This is a genomic window from Ruegeria sp. CF3, from assembly GCF_056537365.1.
This window is the reverse complement of record NZ_JBQFRK010000005.1, coordinates 189,224-206,024: the sequence shown is the minus strand read 5'-3', so window position 1 is coordinate 206,024 and position 16,801 is coordinate 189,224. Positions and strand designations below refer to the sequence as shown.

Below are 16,801 nucleotides of genomic sequence, written 5' to 3'. Positions count from 1 at the left end.
TACATGGCGCAGAGGCTTGACGGGTTCAATGGGGGTCAGTCCAAACCAAAGGCGTTTTCGATGATTTGAACAGTTCCAGTGTCATCAACCAGTGCCGCATCAAACCGAGTATTCGTCAGCTGACCAGCAGGCTCCTGTTCAAGAAACTGGGCAGCGGATGCGCAAATTCGATCCATCTGTCGGCGACTAATCCGAGCGGCTGCACGGTCAAAACTACGGCTTTTCTTAACCTCAATGAAGACCAACCCATCTGCGTTGCGCGCGATCAGATCTATTTCACCGCCAGCACCGCACCACCTGCGTCTTGCGATTGAATAACCCCGTCGCACGTATTCGGCGGCCACGCAAAGTTCGGCGGATTGTCCAGCGTGATAAGATACAGAACCCCGAACGGATCTCTGTGCCATATCATCCCTTTCCCAGCTTCAGAGCCATCTGATAGATCGGACGGCGCGGCAGGCTGAACATCTCTGACACCAGATCTGCCGCATCACGCACCGAATGCGTTTGCAATGCTTTTATCAATGCCTCTTCTACGTCAGAGTCCTTAACAGATTGCGAATGGGCGCGATCCACAAGCAGAACCACCTCGCCCTTAACCGATAAGCCCTCGTACTCTGTTGCCAGATCAGCGAGCGTCCCTCGGCGAGTTTCTTCAAACTTTTTGGTGAGTTCACGGCACAGGGCCGCCTGTCGGTCTCCACCCAAAATATCCGCGAGATCAGAGAGGCAGGCAGCCACGCGCTTCGGCGATTCATAGAAGACAAGCGTTCCGGGGACGCTGCGCAGGGATTCGATTCGTGAACGCCGTGCGCCAGAGGCATTGGGCAAGAACCCGGCAAAGAAAAATGCATCCGTGGGAAGCCCCGCCAATGTCAGCGCCGTCAAAACAGCAGACGGTCCCGGAGCACATGTCACGTTGTGCCCAGCCTCAGCCGCCTGACGGCCCAAATCATAGCCGGGATCGGCGATCAGCGGCATTCCCGCCTCGGACGCGTAAGCCACCGATTGCCCTTGTTCCAGCGCCTCAAGTATTTTTCCCCGCGCGCCCGCGCCGCTGTGATCGTGGTAGGCCAATATGCGGCGCCCTTCGAGCGGCACGCCATGGATTTCCATCAAACGTCGCAAGCTGCGTGTATCTTCGGCAGCAATCATGTCTGCCGAGGCCAAAACATCGAGCGCCCTGAGCGTAATATCGCGTGCCGTCCCGATTGGGGTGGCAATAAAGTACAGCCCAGCGGCCAATCTGATCTTTTGGAAATTCAAAGCTGGACCCTCACAGCGTGACGTTTATTATCGCGGTTCAATAGACCAAGGTGCCCTCAGACGCCGGATCAGGGAGTTTTCTTTTAGATGTTTACCGTTTGCAAGCCCGCACGCAAACTGGCGAAATCCGCCATTGTACTGGCCTCGGCCGCTTTTCTGGCCGCCTGTGAAGTCGGCGGCATCAGCGGAGGCCCCTCGATCGACACCTCTGACCCGGTTCCGGTGGCCCTGTTGGTCCCAAGCGGATCACCTCAGTCTGGCGATGCGGCCCTTGCCCGTAGCCTTGAGAACGCAGCGCGGCTGGCTATAGCGGATTTGCCGAACGTCAAGATTGATCTGCGCGTCTACGACACGGCCGGCAATGCCGGAACGGCCTCGGCGGTTGCACAGCAAGCTGTAGCGGACGGGGCCAAGATCATTCTTGGGCCAGTGTACGCACAAGCCGCAAACGCGGCAGGACTTGCGGTGCTAAACAACAATGTGAACGTGCTGTCCTTCTCGAACAACACCAGCATTGCGGGCGGCAATGTCTATGTGCTTGGCCCCACTTTCCAGAACACGGCCAACAGGCTGGTGAACTACGCCGGACAGCAGGGTAAAAACAGTACTGTCATTGTGCACAGCAATGACTCAGCGGGCCAGCTAGGCCAGTCTGCCATCGCTGCCGCGCTCAGCAACAGCCGCGTCAACAATGCGGGCACAGTTGGATATGACCGGTCTCAGCAGGGCGTGATCGATTCTGTTTCGGCGATTAAAGCAACGGTCGATTCGACCGGCGCAGATTCGATTTTCCTGACCGCGACAACCGCAGGCGCGCTGCCGCTTTACAGCCAGTTGTTGCCCGAGGCTGGTGTGTCGCCTGCGACAACTCAGTATATCGGCCTGACACGTTGGGACATTCCAGCCCAAACGCTGGAATTGCCTGGCGTACAAGGTGGCTGGTTCGCACTTCCCGATCCGGCAAAGGCACAGGCGTATCGCCAGCGTTACAACAACACCTACGGTGAGGCACCACACCCGATCAGCGGGCTTGCCTATGACGGAATCGCTGCGATCGGAGCCTTGGTTAGCCAGGGCAAATCGAACGCGTTGACAGGTGCAGCATTAACCCAGAACGCCGGTTTTCAGGGTGTCGGCGGTATTTTCCGCCTGCGGCCGAACGGTACGAACGAACGCGGTCTGGCTGTTGCCACGATCCAGAACAAACAGGTGGTTGTGATTGACCCTGCCCCACAAAGCTTCTCTGGCGCCGGATTCTAATCGACCGGCGCATGGCTCTGCGCCCGATGTCAATCTGATCTGCGCGGCTGACGAGATTTTTAACAACGCCGAGGTCAATGCCAACCTGTCCGCCGCTGTTGAAAACAGTTCGGACAACGCAGCCTTGCGCGCCGAGACGGTGCGCATACTGCGAGAGGCGCAAAAGACAGGCCGCAAGGCGATTGCGGACGCCTTTGCCGAGCGCCCATTTGATGCACCGCCGCTGACGCATTCCTATACCTATCTGACGGACCAGATGGTCGGCACAGCAATGCGCATCGCCAGCGAGCATCTGCATCCGCTGGCAAATCCCACGCAAGGCGAGAAAATCGCTGTGCTGGCAGTGGGAGGTTATGGCCGGGGTGAGATGGCCCCGTCATCCGATGTAGATCTGCTTTTTCTGACGCCGTACAAAATCACCGCCTGGGCCGAGAGCGTGATCGAATCCATGCTCTATATTCTCTGGGATCTGCGGCTGAAGGTCGGTCACTCTTCACGCACGATCAAAGATTGCCTGCGTCTGGGGACCGATGATTTCACCATCCGTACCGCCATGCTGGAACAACGGTATCTCGTCGGGGATCAGCCCCTTGCGCAAGAACTTGAAGCGCGCCTGAAGACCGATCTTTTCAAAGGCACCGAGCGGGAATTTATCGAAGCCAAGCTGAAGGAGCGCGATGAGCGGCACCTGAAGCAGGGTGAACGCTATATGGTCGAACCCAACGTCAAAGAGGGCAAGGGCGGCTTACGCGACCTGCAATCGCTCTACTGGATCGCAAAATACATCTATGGCGTAACGGACGTGGCCGAACTGGTCCCTATGGGCCTCTTTACGCCCGAAGAGTTTGACGAGTTCGCGCAAGCCGAAGAATTCCTCTGGGCCGTCAGGTCTCATTTGCATCTGGTGACGGGCCGCGCGACGGAACAACTGACCTTCGATCTGCAGGTCGAGGTGGCCGATCGTATGGGATATCAAGACCGCGCCGGTCGGCGCGCCGTCGAGGTGTTCATGCAACGCTATTTCCGCGAAGCCACCCGTGTGGGCGAATTGACACGGATTTTCCTGACCAAACTGGAAGCCTCGCACATGAAGGGCGCGGCCTTGCTGGAACGTATTTTCCGCCGTCGCCCCCGCGTCAAGGCCGGTTACCGCGTGGTCCATGGCCGTCTGGATATCGCGGACCCTGACACGTTCCTGTCAGACAAGGTCAACCTGTTACGGTTGTTCGAAGAGGGTTTGCGCACGGGTATGCTGATCCATCCCGACGCAATGCGGTTGGTAACGGCCAACCTGAACCTGATCGACGATGAGATGCGCAACGACAAAGAGGCGCGGCGCATCTTTCTTGATCTGATGCTGAAACACGGCAACCCCGAACGTGCCCTGCGACGCATGAACGAGTTGGGGGTTCTGTCAGCCTTTTTGCCCGAGTTTGAGCACATCGTGGCGATGATGCAGTTCAATATGTATCACAGCTATACGGTGGACGAGCATACGATCCAGTGCATCGTCAATTTGGCGCAGATCGAGCGAGGAGAGTTAATCGAGGAACTGCCCTTGGCGTCATCCATCCTGGAGGGTGGTGTTAGCCGAAAGGTTCTATACGTGGCTCTGTTGCTGCACGACATCGGCAAAGGACGCCCCGAAGATCATTCGATTCTGGGTGCGCAAATCGCGCGCAAAGTGGCACCACGATTAGGGCTGAGCAAGGCGGATTCGGAAACCGTCGAATGGCTTGTACGCTATCACTTGCTGATGTCCGATATGGCGCAAAAACGCGACATCTCAGACCCGCGCACAATCCGCGATTTCGCGAAAGCTGTTGCAACCGTCAAACGGCTGGACTTGCTGACGGTGCTGACAGTCTGTGACATCCGCGGTGTCGGACCAACGACCTGGAACAACTGGAAGGCTACATTGCTGCGCGCTTTGCATGCTGACACCAAACACGCACTGGAATCCGGGATGGAGGCGCTTAACCGAGCCAATCGTGGAGATGGGGCGAAAAAGCGGTTGCGGGCCGAATTGGAAAACTGGTCCAAATCTGATCTGAAAACCGAAACCGGGCGGCATTATGATCCGTATTGGCAGGGACTGAACCTTTCGACACATGTCGAATTCGCGGAAATGTTGAAATCGCTGGAGGACAGCGGCGATCCGGGTGCCGTAGAAATCCGTCTGCATCCGGATGAGGATCGCGACGCCACCCGCGCGTGTTTTGCCATGGGTGATCATCCGGGTATTTTTTCTCGCATAGCGGGGGCACTTGCCCTTGTAGGAGCCAATGTGGTTGATGCCCGCAGCTATACGACGAAAGACGGATATGTAACTGATGCGTTCTGGGTTCAGGACGCCGAGGGCCATCCCTTCGAGGCTACGCGCCTGCCTCGGCTGACCCAGATGATTCACAAGACACTCAGGGGTGAGGTTGTCGCACGGGACGCATTGAAATCCCGCGACAAGATCAAGAAGCGCGAACGCGCCTTCAACGTCCCGACCCATATCACCTTCGACAACGAAGGTTCAGAGATTTACACGATCATCGAAGTCGACACCCGCGACCGGCCCGGACTGCTATATGATTTGACGCGCACGATGGCAGCCGCCAATGTCTATATCGCGAACGCAGTGATCGCCACCTATGGAGAACAGGTGGTCGACACGTTCTATGTCAAGGATATGTTCGGCCTGAAATACCACTCTGAGGCCAAGCAACGCGGGTTGGAAGCCAAGCTGCGCGCGGCCATCACCGAAGGTGCCGAGCGGGCCGCATCATGAAGCCGATCCGCCTGATTTCGGGCTTTTTCACCGTTGGGTTCTGGACCTTGGCAAGCCGCATTCTGGGCTTTTTGCGGGAAATCCTGCTGACCGCTTATATCGGGCCCGGACCCGTGATGGATGCTTTCGTCGCAGCCTTCCGACTGCCTAATATGTTCCGCCGCTTCTTTGCCGAGGGCGCATTCAACGCAGCCTTTGTTCCAATGTTCTCAAAACGCCTTGAAGGCGGCGAAGACGCCGAAGGTTTCGCACAGGATGCGTTTAACCTGTTGGCAGTGGCGGTGCTGGCGCTAGTCGGTCTGGCGATGGTCTTCATGCCCGCGTTGGTTTGGATAACCGCCGAAGGATTCTATGGTGATGAACGCTTCGATCTGGCGGTGGATTATGGGTACGTCGTGTTCCCCTACATCCTGTTTATGTCCCTCGCTGCGCTGTTTTCCGGAGTATTGAACGCAACCGGGCGCTTCGCCGCTGCAGCCGCCGCTCCTGTGCTGCTGAACATATTCGCCTGCTCCGCGTTAATCTTTGGCGCGATATCTGGTGGAGAAATCATACGCTGGCTCATCGCGGTCATCCCAGTCGCAGGCATCGCGCAATTGGCGCTTGTCTGGATTGCGACCGAACGCGCGGGAATTCGCATTCGGCCCGGTTGGCCAAAGCTCAGCCCGGAAATGCGCCGCATGGTGCGGATCGCGGTTCCTGCGGCGTTGGCCATGGGCGTAACGCAAGTCAATCTTGTAGTCGGACAGCTTGTGGCATCAAAAACCGAAAAGGCAGTCAGTTGGTTGTTTGCCGCAGATCGTTTGTATCAACTGCCGCTCGGAGTGGTTGGCATTGCCGTCGGCATCGTGCTGTTACCGGACCTGTCACGCCGCCTGCGCGCAGACGACAAAGATGGAGCACGCAATGCCTTTTCACGGGCCGGAGAGTTTACTCTGCTGCTGACCTTGCCTTCGACAGTTGCCTTTATGATCATCCCCGGCCCGTTGGTCTCGGTCCTGTTCCAACGTGGCCAGTTCAGCGCCGAAGATACAGCGGCGACCGCCTTGGCCGTGGCCATCTATGGTATCGGGCTGCCCGCATTCATGCTGCAGAAGCTACTGCAACCTTTGTTCTTCGCCCGCGAAGATACCAAATCACCGTTTCGATACGCAGTGGTTGCGATGGTGGTGAATGCCGGACTTGCCTTTGGGCTTTACCCCATTGTCGGGTGGATTGCGCCCGCAATCGCAGCGTCGACTGCTGGCTGGGCCATGGTTGCGCTGCTTGCAATCGGCGCGCGCAGAATGGGCGACGAAGCCCGATTTGATGACCGGTTCAGACAGCGGACCTGGCGGGTCGTGGCGGCATCGGCTGGCATGGGGGTGGTGTTGTTTACGGCCATTAACCTCTTCGGCTGGACGTTCGGCGTACCAGGCTGGCGTTACCTTGCGCTGATCGTGCTCATTGTAACTGCGGCGGTGGCCTACTTCCTTTTGGGGCACATCTTGGGGGCCTTCAGGATTTCGGAATTCCGAACAGCGCTGCGCCGTAGCTAAGGCGCATCAATCCCGCCGGGTTTTGCTAAGGATACGCGCCCATCCACCCGGAGCCAGAAAGAAAGACAAACCAAACCCGGTGGCAAAACCGCCCAGATCGGCGACCCAATCCGAGGTCCCACCGAAGATCAGACCGAACAGCAACTGAATGCCCATAAGAACCGCGATCAGGCTGAATGCGCGCGATTGGTTTTCACCCACCAGAGAAAGCTTGCGCCATAGCAACCACGTGAACGCACCGATTAGCCCGTAGACCGGAGGAAACCCACCAACCAGTGGATATGGCGGGTTCAACAGCACCGCATAGGCCAACGCTCCGCCGACACCGGACAAGACGAATATGATCAGCATGGCGACGCTGCCAAAGACCTCGGCCACCATCTTCCCCATCGCCAGAACAAACACGCAGACAAACACAGCTTGTGTGAAATTGGCCTGAACAAAGGGATATGTGACAAAGCGGATCACATGTTCGAACGGCCAGCGCCCGTTCTGGACCATCCAATCGAATATATCGGGCGAAAACGTATATTGCTGCAACGCATCCAAGCGCCAACCAACAGCAGTCGGCCCTCCGACCAAGCCCCTGCTGCCAAGCAAGAAGATCAGTTCAATCCCGATTATGAACAGAACCAGCGCCACCACGACCGGCGGCAGAGGGTTCACGGGCGGTGTATAATGCTCACTGCTCATTGGGCTGGCCTTTCGCGGCTGTTGACGTCCCTTGGCCTCATGGGTAAGCGACGGGGGCTGATTTTTCCAGACAGGAGTTTCCTTCGATGACCGAGACCCAATTCACGCCGCGCGTGTTTTCCGGCATCCAGCCTTCAGGAAACCTGCACTTGGGTAATTACCTGGGTGCACTTAAACGTTTCGTGGATATGCAGGGGCCGGAATACGAGACCGTCTACTGCATGGTCGACCTCCACGCGATTACTGTCTGGCAAGATCCGGATCGTCTGCGTGAAAAGACCCGCGAAGTTTGCGCGGGGTTCATTGCCGCTGGTCTGGATCCCGAGAAATCCATCCTGTTCAATCAAAGCCAGGTGCCCGAGCACACACAGCTGGCCTGGATCTTCAACTGCATCGCCCGTATCGGCTGGATGCAGCGAATGACACAGTTCAAGGACAAGGCCGGTAAGAATGCGCAGAACGCCTCTTTGGGTCTGTTCGCCTATCCTGCCCTGATGGCGGCAGACATTCTGGTCTATCACGCGACCCATGTGCCTGTTGGTGAAGACCAGAAGCAACATCTGGAACTGACGCGCGACATCGCAATCAAGTTCAACCATGACTATGGCGTCGATTTCTTTCCGGTGACCGAACCGGTCATCGGTGGGCCTGCGCCCCGTGTGATGAACCTGCGTGACGGGTCCCGGAAGATGTCGTCGTCAGACCCGTCTGATATGACGCGGATCAACATGACCGATGATGCCGATGCCATCGCCAAGAAGATCCGTAAAGCCAAGACCGATCCGGACGCTTTGCCGTCGGAGGTCGATGGCCTTGAAGACCGTCCCGAGGCGCGCAATCTGGTGAATATCTATGCCGCGCTTAGCGACCAGACGGCCGCACAAGTGCTGGCTGAGGTTGGCGGGAAGCAATTCGGTGAGTTCAAGCCAATGTTGGCAGAACTTGCGGTCTCGAAACTCTCACCCATTTCAACCGAAATGGCGCGCCTGATGGGCGAAGAGGCCGAGATTGATCAGATTCTCGCCCGAGGTGCTGAACGGGCACGTGCAATCGCGGCCCCGATTCTGCAGCAGACCTACGAGATTGTAGGGATGGTCGGCGCGGGCAAGTCCTGACCACGCGATCGCAATCCAAAAAAGAACGCCGCCCTTTCTCGGGCGGCGTTTTTCGTTCCGTCGGCTCTTATGCCGCCTGCAGGCTCAGCATCTCGTGCACGATGGATTCCGCAACTTCGTGCGGGCTGACCGCTTCGGCTTTGGCCCGTGTCAGGATGCGATCCATCGTCTGCTCCAGCGCCTGCAACCTACCGGCGACCCAAGCTTCACGCTCTGCGACACGCAGGATTTCCGTCGCCACATTCACGATACCACCGCCATTGGCGACGAAGTCAGGGGCGTAAAGAATGCCACGCTCGTGGAGCAACTGCGCGTCCCGATCGCTGGACAACTGATTATTTGCCCCTCCGGCCACAGCGCCGACTTTCAGTAATGGAATACTCGTTTCGTTCAGGATGCCGCCGATCGCACAAGGCGCAAAGATATCCGCTTCAACGCCGTAGATCGCATCGGGTGCAACGACCCGTGCCGCAAACCGTTCGGCCACGCGGGCCGCTTGCCGGGTGTCGATGTCAGTTACGATTAACTGCGCACCAGAATCGTGCAACAACTGGCACAAATGCTCGCCTACATGGCCAAGCCCCTGAACCGATACAGTCAGGCCTTTCAGGCCAGAAAATCCAAACCGGTGCTGCGCTGTCACCCGGATAGCATTGAATATCCCGCGCGCCGTTATCGGAGACGGATCACCGCTGGCGAACTCACCTTCCGCCAGCCCAGCCACAAATTCGGTTTCAGACCCGATATGCGCCATATCTGCAGGCGTCATACCCATATCTTCTGCCGTCCAGTACAGACCGTTCAAACCTTGAATCACGCGCCCAAAGGCCCGCAAAAGTTCAGGTGATTTATCCTCATGAGGATCCCCGATAATGACAGCCTTGCCTCCCCCGAGCGGCAGATCTGCCGCGGCGTTCTTGAACGTCATGCCCCTTGCCAGTCGCAAAGCATCGTCCAGGGCCTCGGCTGGGTGGCCATAAGGGCGCATGCGCACACCGCCCGCAGCGGGGCCACGTTGCGTTGAGTGGATCGCGATGTAGCCCAATAGACCAAGTGAGTTATCTTTGAATTCGACCACGCGCTCGTGCTCTGGCGCGTCTACGATGGTGATGTCCATTCTTCTCCTCCGGAGTGCTTCCGAGAGTTTGCCACCTATCGTCGAGTGATTTTCACCCTTTTGTCACTATATCAGGGAAATTTTTGGTGCTAACGTCTAAAATTGAAAACTTTTGTGGAGTTTTTCGCCATGGATGATATCGATTCCAAGATAATCCGCGCCCTTCAAAACGATGGCCGTATGACTGTCATCGATTTGGCGGAGCATGTCGGGCTGTCCCCGACACCCTGCGCACGGCGTTTGGATCGGCTGCAACGGGACGGGATTATCACCGGCTACGCCGCACAGGTCGACCCCGAGCGGCTTGGATTCGGCGTTACAATCTTTGTGTCTGTCGAGTTGGAGAAACAGGATCGCAACGCCATCGATTCCTTCGAAAAGGCGATTCGTCGCTGCGACGAGGTGATGGAATGCTACCTTATGACCGGATCACGCGACATTCTGCTGCGCGTGGTTGCCAAAGACCTCAATGCGTTTGATGCATTTCTGGAAAACCAGCTTATGAAAATTTCGGGCATTCGAAACCTACGATCAAACTTCGCTTTGCGCACCATGGTCAAACGCGAAGCGCTGCCTCAGCACCATGGATAATCTGCTGGACCTTGCGTCAGCCCCAACCTAGGTTTCCCCGGAGCTTGAGGGAGGGCGCAATGGCAGTCGGCAAAAACATCCGCACCTATTTCAACGGCCAATGGCATGACGGGGACGCACCGATCATGCGCGCTGCTGACCATGGCGCATGGCTGGGCTCATCGGTGTTTGACGGAGCCCGGTACTTTGATGGTATGACCCCGGATCTGGATGCCCATTGTGCCCGCGTGAACCGTTCAGCCGAGGCGCTGATGCTGACACCTTCTGTAACAACCGAACAGATGGTCGATCTGGTTCACGAAGGGTTGCAAAGTTACGCACCTGACACCGCCGTTTACATTCGCCCCATGTATTGGGGCATCGACGGGGATCACACCGCCATCGTCCCTCAGGAAAACAGCACTGGCTTTGCCATCTGTCTTGAAGAAATCCCAATGGCACCCAAAACCGCCTCGGCGACGCTGACAACCACTCGTTTCCGCCGCCCTGTTCTGGAATCCGCTGTGGTCAACGCAAAGGCAGGGTGCCTGTATCCGAACAATGCCCGGATGTTGCAGGAGGCACGCAACAAGGGCTTTTCAAACGCCCTTGTGGCCGACGCGATGGGGCATGTGGCCGAGACTGCGACCGCAAATATCTTCATGGCGCGCGATGGTGAGGTTTTTACTCCAATCCCCAATGGGACATTCTTGGCCGGGATTACACGCGCGCGGCATATTAAAAACCTGCGCGCCGACGGGGTAACCGTGCATGAAACCGTGCTGAGTTTCGATGACTTTCACGACGCGGACGAAGTGTTCATGAGCGGTAACATGAGCAAAGTGACGCCAATCACCGCGCTGGATGACACCCAGTATCAGGTGGGCCCAATCGCCCGTCGCACACGCGAGATGTACTGGGATTGGGCTGCAAGCAATTGCTGATCTGCTCCTTTTCTGTTTCAGTTGCCACTGCTTACCCTGTGAGGCATGATCCCGAAAACAAACGAGGACAAACATGCGCAAGTTCCTAGTCGTTCTGGACGACAGCCGTGAATGCCTGAACGCCATGCGCTTTGCCGCTATGCGTGCGGCACATACTGGCGGCGGGGTTACGGTTCTTTCGGTAATTCCACCGGACGAATTCAACCACTGGATCGGTGTTGCCGAGGTGATGCGCGAAGAAGCGCGTGAACGTATTCACGCCCATTTCGAGGTGTTCGCCAAATGGATGCGCGACAAACAGGGTGTCGAGCCCGAATTGGCAATCCGTGAAGGCGATCCGGTGGCCGAAATCATTGAACATGTCCAATCCGATCCCGAGATCGGCGTATTGGTTCTGGGTGCAGGTACTGACAAAAAAGGCCCCGGACCGTTGGTGACACAACTGACCCGGAACTCTGGAAGTTTGCCCATTCCTATTACTATCGTGCCCGGCGATCTGAGCAAAGAGAAGCTGGAAGCCATCACCTGAGGTGAATTTATGTCCGCGAAGCTGCAGTTCTGGTTCGACTTCGCATCGACCTATTCTTATCTCAGCGCGATGCGTATCCAGCAGGCGGCTTCGGAATATGGAGTTGCCGTAGAATGGCACCCATTCCTTCTGGGGCCGATCTTTGCTGAACAGGGATGGAAAAACTCGCCGTTCAACCTCTACCCTGCAAAAGGTCGGTACATGTGGCGGGACATGGAACGGCTTTGCGCCGCGCGCGATTTACCTTTTCGGCGGCCTGAGCCATTTCCGCAAAACAGCCTGAAAGCAGCAAGGCTAGCGCTGGCGATCGAACCAGCTGATCAACGGGCAGCCTTTGTACGCACTGTCTATTCTGCGCAGTTTGGTTCCGGTCGTGATATATCGAATCCGGCGGTTCTGGTTGAGTGCCTTACCAAATCTGGCGTTTCGACTGATCTGATGGATCGGATAAGCGACCCCGCGATCAAGGCTGCCTTGTTCGAGCAAGTTACTCAGGCCAAGGCTAAACACATCTTTGGTGCGCCGAGTTTCGTTATTGGGGACGAGCTGTTCTGGGGTGATGATCGTCTGGATGATGCGATTTCTTACGCCGTCACAATTTAGAACGGTTCCAAATCTTGACTTCCCCCGCACGGACGCGCATATCAGGTGCATCTTAGACGGAGCCGCGCCATGTTCATTCAAACCGAATCCACACCCAACCCGGCCACACTAAAATTCCTACCCGGCCAGACGGTTCTGGAAGCAGGCACCGCTGATTTTCCAAGCGCCGACGCTGCAGAAAAATCACCGCTCGCCAAACGCATATTCGGTGTAAACGGCGTAACAGGCGTGTTCTTCGGCAACGATTTTGTCACGGTAACCAAATCTGATGACGTGCAGTGGGATCACATCAAGCCCGCAATTCTCGGCGCTGTGATGGAGCATTACCAGTCCGGCCAACCGGTTATGGGCGCAGGTGCAGAGACCGCCTCGGGCCACGCTGAACACACCGGCGAAGATGCAGAGATTGTCAACCAGATCAAAGATCTGCTGGATAGCCGCGTGCGTCCTGCTGTGGCTCAGGACGGCGGTGACATCACCTTCCACGGCTTCGACCGCGGCGTTGTTTATCTGCACATGCAGGGAGCCTGCGCGGGCTGTCCGTCCTCGACCCTAACGCTGAAAATGGGGATCGAGAACCTGTTGCGTCACTACATCCCCGAAGTGACCGAGGTTCGCCCTGTTGCCGTCTGAACCGACGATTTTGGCATTCGATACATCGGCCGCGCATTGCGCGGCCGCTTTGCTGCGAGAGGGTAAGATTATCGCATCGCACGCCGAGGCGATGACTCGTGGGCAGGCGGAACGGTTGATGCCCTTGCTTGAAGAAATCCTGACCCGGAACAATTGCACATGGCGGCACCTTGATGCGATCGCCGTCGGAATCGGCCCCGGCAATTTCACCGGCATCCGTATCTCGGTATCCGCCGCGCGCGGGTTGGCGCTTGGGCTTGGTGTGCCGGCGGTTGGGGTGTCGGGGTTTGATGCAGTTGCGGAAATTGCGCCCGGCGGGCATCTCCCGGCGATAGCTGCACCGCGCGATCAGGTTTATGTGCAACCTAAGGGGCGCGCGCCTTACCTGACCTCACGTCATGCCGCTGACGATATTGGTCCCTTGTATTTCTGCGAGGACCCAGAACAGCAGGCCCGTGCGATCGCCCAGGTGGCCGCTGGTCGTTGGACGACAGTTCAAGCGCCACCCGCTCCGCTTTATGTCCGCCCTGCAGATGCGGCCCCTTCAAGCGATGTCCCACCGGTGCTTTTGGACGAATGACACCACAGGACATGGCAGAAACCCACGCCGCAGCCTTCACACAGTCACGCCCGTGGAGCGCGGAAGAATTCAGCAATCTGATTGCCAATCGCTTTACCCATGTTGTTGGCGACAAACGGTCTTTCGCCCTCATTCAAGTGATCGGCGAAGAGGCCGAGCTGCTCACGATCGCGACACGTCCAGACTATCAAAGACGCGGGCTGGCGCGGCGCATCATGGCAGACTGGCACGCCAAGGCACGAGAACTCGGTGCAATCCGTGCATTTCTGGACGTTGCCTCAGATAACCATTCGGCGATCTCTCTGTACCAAACCAGCGGATACACGGCATGCGGCAATCGCGCAGCCTATTATCATCGCAAAAGTGGCCCAAACGCCGATGCGATCGTCATGGAACGCCCCTTGAGCGAAAAATATTCGCTTTTTTAGACCATATGGTCAAAAATGTGTTGACCGAAGCTGTTGCAAACAGCTTCAATTCCCGCCATCACAACAGGTATGCTCGCTCTGAGTGGGTACCGGGGGATTAAGCCCCGGACCGATAACAGCCAACGGGAGTAACAAATGACATTTATGAAATCCTTGATGGGCGCAGCCGCTGCGGTTGCACTAACAGCAGGTGCTGCTATGGCAGAACCGGCCCTTATCTTTGATCTGGGTGGCAAGTTCGACAAATCGTTCAACGAAGCCGCGCATAATGGCGCTCAGCGTTGGGCGGAACAGACCGGCAAAAGCTATCGCGAGATCGAGCTTCAGTCGGAAGCGCAGCGCGAACAAGCGCTTCGCCGCTTTGCCGAAGCGGGCGCAAACCCGATTATCACAATGGGCTTCGCCATGGCCGATCCATTGGCTGCAGTGGCAGGTGACTATCCGGATACCAAATTCGTTGCGGTCGACGTGACCTGGCTGGAAGCCCCGAACATTCGCCAGATCGGATTTGCCGAACATGAAGGATCATACCTGGTCGGCATGATGGCGGCGATGGCGTCCCAATCCGGCACAGTGGGCTTTATCGGTGGCATGGATATCCCTCTGATCCGCCACTTTGGTTGTGGTTATGCACAAGGCGCGAAGTCCGTGAACCCGGACATCAACGTTGTTGCCAATATGACAGGCACCACCCCTGCAGCATGGAACGACCCGGTGAAGGGCTCGGAGTTGACCAAAGCACAGATCAGCCAGGGTGCTGACGTGATTTACGCCGCTGCGGGCGGTACCGGTGTTGGCGTTCTGCAAACCGCAGCCGACGAAGGCATCCTGTCAATCGGTGTCGATAGCAACCAGAACCACCTGCACCCGGGCAAGGTCCTGACCTCGATGCTCAAGCGTGTGGACGTTGCTGTATATGACGCCATGAAAGCTGGCGAAGACGTCCAGACCGGTGTTTACACCATGGGTCTTGCACAAGATGGCGTTGGCGTTGCGATGGATGAAAACAACGCGGAACTGGTGAGCGAAGAAATGAGCTCGGCCATTGAAAGTGCCCGTCGCGACATCATCGATGGCAACGTAAGCGTTGTCAGCTACTACGAGAACGACAGCTGCCCTGCACTGCAGTTCTGATGTAACTGGGGGCGGGGGCCATGGCCTCCGCCCTGCACCACTCTGCCGCATGCGGCCCTTTCGGCAACCCAAGGACAAGATATGACCGTCCCCGCCATTGAACTCAAAGGGATTTCCAAAGCCTTTGGGCCGGTTCAGGCTAATAAAGATATTTCCATCAGCGTCGCCCGCGGAGCGATCCACGGGATCATCGGTGAAAACGGAGCGGGCAAATCCACGCTGATGAGCATCCTCTACGGATTTTACAAAGCCGACAAAGGCGAAATCTGGATCAACGGCACCAAGACCGACATCCCTGACAGCCAGGCGGCGATCGCCTCGGGCATCGGGATGGTGTTTCAGCATTTCAAACTGGTCGAGAATTTCACCGTTCTGGAAAACATCGTTCTGGGTGCGGAAGACGGTGGGCTGTTGGCTCCGTCGCTGGCGAAAGCCCGGAAAGAGCTGAAAGACCTAGAGGAAGAATACGAACTGTTCGTCGACCCTGACAAACGCATCGATGAGATCGGTGTGGGCATGCAGCAGCGGGTTGAGATTCTCAAGGCGCTCTACCGCAAGGCCGAAATTCTGATTCTGGACGAACCCACGGGCGTTCTTACCCCTGCCGAGGCGGACCAGCTGTTTCGCATTCTCGACCGGCTGCGGTCCGAGGGTAAAACAATCATCGTGATCACGCACAAGCTGCGCGAAATCATGGAGAACACCGATACGGTTTCGGTTATGCGCCGCGGTGAGATGACCGCCACCGTCAAAACAGCTGACACCAATCCGCAGGCCCTGGCCGAATTGATGGTTGGCCGCAAGGTCTTGCTACAGGTTGATAAGGTGCCTGCACAGCCGGGCAAACCGGTTCTGGAAATCGAAAACCTCAGTGTCACCGATTCGGCCGGTGTCGAGCGTGTCAAAGGCATCGACCTAACCGTTCGCGCGGGTGAGATCGTTGGCATCGCGGGCGTTGCTGGCAACGGGCAGTCCGAGCTGCTTGAAGTTTTGGGCGGTATGCGACCCGGGGTAGGCTCGATCAAACTGAACGGCGAGCCTCTGGCGTTGCACGGCCCCGGATCGGACGGGCAAGCGCGGCGCGCCCGACATATCGCTCATGTCCCCGAGGATCGGCAGCGCGAAGGCCTGATCATGGATTTTCACGCGTGGGAGAATGTGGCGTTCGGCTACCACCGCGACCCTGCTTACAAACGCGGGCTGTTCATGGACAACGCTGCCCTGCGTGCCGACACCGAAGCCAAGATCGAGAAGTTCGATGTGCGCCCGCCCAATGGCTGGCTGACGGCAAAAAGCTTCTCGGGCGGCAATCAACAGAAAATCGTCGTTGCACGAGAAATCGAGCGCAATCCCGATCTGCTGCTGGTGGGCCAGCCCACACGCGGCGTGGATATCGGTGCCATCGAGTTCATTCACAAACAGATCGTCGCCTTGAGGGATCAGGGCAAAGCAATCTTGCTGGTCTCGGTCGAGCTGGAAGAGATCTTCTCACTCTCGGACCGGATCGCGGTTATGTTTGACGGACATATCATGGGCGAGCGTCTGCCCGCCGAGACGGATGAAAAAGAACTGGGCCTGCTGATGGCCGGTGTTGCAGGAGAGGCCGCCTGAA

Annotated in this window: 17 protein-coding genes; 13 read left to right on the top strand and 4 right to left on the bottom strand. The window is 57.2% G+C overall.

Annotated elements, in window-relative coordinates; all coding sequences use genetic code 11:
• Window positions 1-35 precede the first annotated feature (35 nt).
• Together ACR0KC_RS17210 and rsmI are read right to left on the bottom strand one after the other, a co-directional pair.
• Window positions 36-407 (bottom strand): YraN family protein, encoded by a 372-nt coding sequence (locus ACR0KC_RS17210; RefSeq protein WP_223117558.1) that lies wholly within the window; start codon window positions 405-407, stop codon window positions 36-38.
• A 1-nt stretch (window position 408) separates the two neighbouring features.
• Complete coding sequence (gene rsmI / locus ACR0KC_RS17205) at window positions 409-1,266, bottom strand: 16S rRNA (cytidine(1402)-2'-O)-methyltransferase (protein ID WP_170395867.1); 858 nt, start codon at window positions 1,264-1,266, stop codon at window positions 409-411.
• 87 nt (window positions 1,267-1,353) lie between these two features.
• Here rsmI and ACR0KC_RS17200 point away from each other — a divergent pair, with 87 nt between their 5' ends.
• From ACR0KC_RS17200 to murJ, 3 genes are read left to right on the top strand one after another with little or no spacing between them, the layout of a single operon-like run.
• Window positions 1,354-2,526 carry a penicillin-binding protein activator gene (locus ACR0KC_RS17200; protein WP_170612915.1) on the top strand — a complete coding sequence of 391 codons (1,173 nt, stop codon included), beginning with the start codon at window positions 1,354-1,356 and terminating at the stop codon, window positions 2,524-2,526.
• The gene (locus tag ACR0KC_RS17195) at window positions 2,486-5,305 is read left to right on the top strand and encodes a [protein-PII] uridylyltransferase (RefSeq protein WP_480772025.1); all 2,820 of its coding nucleotides are present in this window, start codon (window positions 2,486-2,488) and stop codon (window positions 5,303-5,305) included. The genes ACR0KC_RS17200 and ACR0KC_RS17195 overlap by 41 nt, the downstream gene beginning before the upstream one ends.
• Window positions 5,302-6,843 carry a murein biosynthesis integral membrane protein MurJ gene (gene murJ / locus ACR0KC_RS17190; RefSeq protein ID WP_480707137.1) on the top strand — a complete coding sequence of 514 codons (1,542 nt, stop codon included), beginning with the start codon at window positions 5,302-5,304 and terminating at the stop codon, window positions 6,841-6,843. The genes ACR0KC_RS17195 and murJ overlap by 4 nt, the downstream gene beginning before the upstream one ends.
• 6 nt (window positions 6,844-6,849) lie before the next feature.
• On the opposite strand, the gene ACR0KC_RS17185 is transcribed toward murJ, so the two are convergent.
• Window positions 6,850-7,536 (bottom strand): rhomboid family intramembrane serine protease, encoded by a 687-nt coding sequence (locus ACR0KC_RS17185; RefSeq protein WP_170423757.1) that lies wholly within the window; start codon window positions 7,534-7,536, stop codon window positions 6,850-6,852.
• Between the two features lie 86 nt (window positions 7,537-7,622).
• Between ACR0KC_RS17185 and trpS the strand changes: the two genes are divergently transcribed.
• Window positions 7,623-8,651 carry a tryptophan--tRNA ligase gene (trpS, locus tag ACR0KC_RS17180; RefSeq protein WP_170423755.1) on the top strand — a complete coding sequence of 343 codons (1,029 nt, stop codon included), beginning with the start codon at window positions 7,623-7,625 and terminating at the stop codon, window positions 8,649-8,651.
• A gap of 67 nt (window positions 8,652-8,718) precedes the next feature.
• Here the strand turns inward: trpS and ACR0KC_RS17175 are convergent, their stop codons facing one another.
• Window positions 8,719-9,768, bottom strand: coding sequence for a Glu/Leu/Phe/Val dehydrogenase (locus tag ACR0KC_RS17175; RefSeq protein ID WP_170818609.1), 1,050 nt, complete (start codon window positions 9,766-9,768; stop codon window positions 8,719-8,721).
• 129 nt (window positions 9,769-9,897) lie between these two features.
• On the opposite strand from ACR0KC_RS17175, the gene ACR0KC_RS17170 reads away from it, so the two are divergent.
• The 9 genes from ACR0KC_RS17170 to ACR0KC_RS17130 all read left to right on the top strand — a co-directional run bounded on the left by ACR0KC_RS17170 (window position 9,898) and on the right by ACR0KC_RS17130 (window position 16,800).
• Window positions 9,898-10,359, top strand: coding sequence for an Lrp/AsnC family transcriptional regulator (locus ACR0KC_RS17170; protein ID WP_480707135.1), 462 nt, complete (start codon window positions 9,898-9,900; stop codon window positions 10,357-10,359).
• A 59-nt stretch (window positions 10,360-10,418) separates the two neighbouring features.
• Window positions 10,419-11,282, top strand: a complete 864-nt coding sequence (locus tag ACR0KC_RS17165) for a branched-chain amino acid aminotransferase (RefSeq protein WP_170597286.1) — start codon at window positions 10,419-10,421, stop codon at window positions 11,280-11,282.
• 73 nt (window positions 11,283-11,355) lie between these two features.
• On the top strand, window positions 11,356-11,811 hold the full coding sequence (locus ACR0KC_RS17160; RefSeq protein WP_074736907.1) for a universal stress protein: 456 nt from the start codon (window positions 11,356-11,358) through the stop codon (window positions 11,809-11,811).
• Between the two features lie 9 nt (window positions 11,812-11,820).
• Window positions 11,821-12,414, top strand: a complete 594-nt coding sequence (locus tag ACR0KC_RS17155) for a 2-hydroxychromene-2-carboxylate isomerase (RefSeq protein ID WP_170597285.1) — start codon at window positions 11,821-11,823, stop codon at window positions 12,412-12,414.
• A 69-nt stretch (window positions 12,415-12,483) separates the two neighbouring features.
• On the top strand, window positions 12,484-13,047 hold the full coding sequence (locus ACR0KC_RS17150; protein WP_170395847.1) for a NifU family protein: 564 nt from the start codon (window positions 12,484-12,486) through the stop codon (window positions 13,045-13,047).
• Window positions 13,037-13,627, top strand: a complete 591-nt coding sequence (gene tsaB, locus ACR0KC_RS17145; protein ID WP_170597283.1) for a tRNA (adenosine(37)-N6)-threonylcarbamoyltransferase complex dimerization subunit type 1 TsaB — start codon at window positions 13,037-13,039, stop codon at window positions 13,625-13,627. Before ACR0KC_RS17150 ends, tsaB begins: the two co-directional genes overlap by 11 nt.
• 11 nt (window positions 13,628-13,638) lie before the next feature.
• Window positions 13,639-14,055 (top strand): GNAT family N-acetyltransferase, encoded by a 417-nt coding sequence (locus tag ACR0KC_RS17140; RefSeq protein WP_480707131.1) that lies wholly within the window; start codon window positions 13,639-13,641, stop codon window positions 14,053-14,055.
• 135 nt (window positions 14,056-14,190) lie between these two features.
• Complete coding sequence (locus ACR0KC_RS17135) at window positions 14,191-15,189, top strand: BMP family lipoprotein (RefSeq protein ID WP_170395841.1); 999 nt, start codon at window positions 14,191-14,193, stop codon at window positions 15,187-15,189.
• Between the two features lie 81 nt (window positions 15,190-15,270).
• Complete coding sequence (locus ACR0KC_RS17130; protein WP_170395839.1) at window positions 15,271-16,800, top strand: ABC transporter ATP-binding protein; 1,530 nt, start codon at window positions 15,271-15,273, stop codon at window positions 16,798-16,800.
• Window position 16,801 lies beyond the last annotated feature (1 nt).

Excerpts from the sequence above, each read along its gene's own strand:
- ACR0KC_RS17210 (WP_223117558.1), bottom strand. The coding sequence starts at position 407 with ATGGCACAGAGATCCGTTCGGGGTTCTGTATCTTATCACGCTGGACAA.
- ACR0KC_RS17200 (WP_170612915.1), top strand. The coding sequence starts at position 1,354 with ATGTTTACCGTTTGCAAGCCCGCACGCAAACTGGCGAAATCCGCCATT.
- murJ (WP_480707137.1), top strand. The coding sequence starts at position 5,302 with ATGAAGCCGATCCGCCTGATTTCGGGCTTTTTCACCGTTGGGTTCTGG.
- ACR0KC_RS17185 (WP_170423757.1), bottom strand. The coding sequence starts at position 7,536 with ATGAGCAGTGAGCATTATACACCGCCCGTGAACCCTCTGCCGCCGGTC.
- trpS (WP_170423755.1), top strand. The coding sequence starts at position 7,623 with ATGACCGAGACCCAATTCACGCCGCGCGTGTTTTCCGGCATCCAGCCT.
- ACR0KC_RS17175 (WP_170818609.1), bottom strand. The coding sequence starts at position 9,768 with ATGGACATCACCATCGTAGACGCGCCAGAGCACGAGCGCGTGGTCGAA.
- ACR0KC_RS17170 (WP_480707135.1), top strand. The coding sequence starts at position 9,898 with ATGGATGATATCGATTCCAAGATAATCCGCGCCCTTCAAAACGATGGC.
- ACR0KC_RS17165 (WP_170597286.1), top strand. The coding sequence starts at position 10,419 with ATGGCAGTCGGCAAAAACATCCGCACCTATTTCAACGGCCAATGGCAT.
- ACR0KC_RS17160 (WP_074736907.1), top strand. The coding sequence starts at position 11,356 with ATGCGCAAGTTCCTAGTCGTTCTGGACGACAGCCGTGAATGCCTGAAC.
- ACR0KC_RS17155 (WP_170597285.1), top strand. The coding sequence starts at position 11,821 with ATGTCCGCGAAGCTGCAGTTCTGGTTCGACTTCGCATCGACCTATTCT.
- ACR0KC_RS17150 (WP_170395847.1), top strand. The coding sequence starts at position 12,484 with ATGTTCATTCAAACCGAATCCACACCCAACCCGGCCACACTAAAATTC.
- ACR0KC_RS17140 (WP_480707131.1), top strand. The coding sequence starts at position 13,639 with ATGGCAGAAACCCACGCCGCAGCCTTCACACAGTCACGCCCGTGGAGC.
- ACR0KC_RS17135 (WP_170395841.1), top strand. The coding sequence starts at position 14,191 with ATGACATTTATGAAATCCTTGATGGGCGCAGCCGCTGCGGTTGCACTA.
- ACR0KC_RS17130 (WP_170395839.1), top strand. The coding sequence starts at position 15,271 with ATGACCGTCCCCGCCATTGAACTCAAAGGGATTTCCAAAGCCTTTGGG.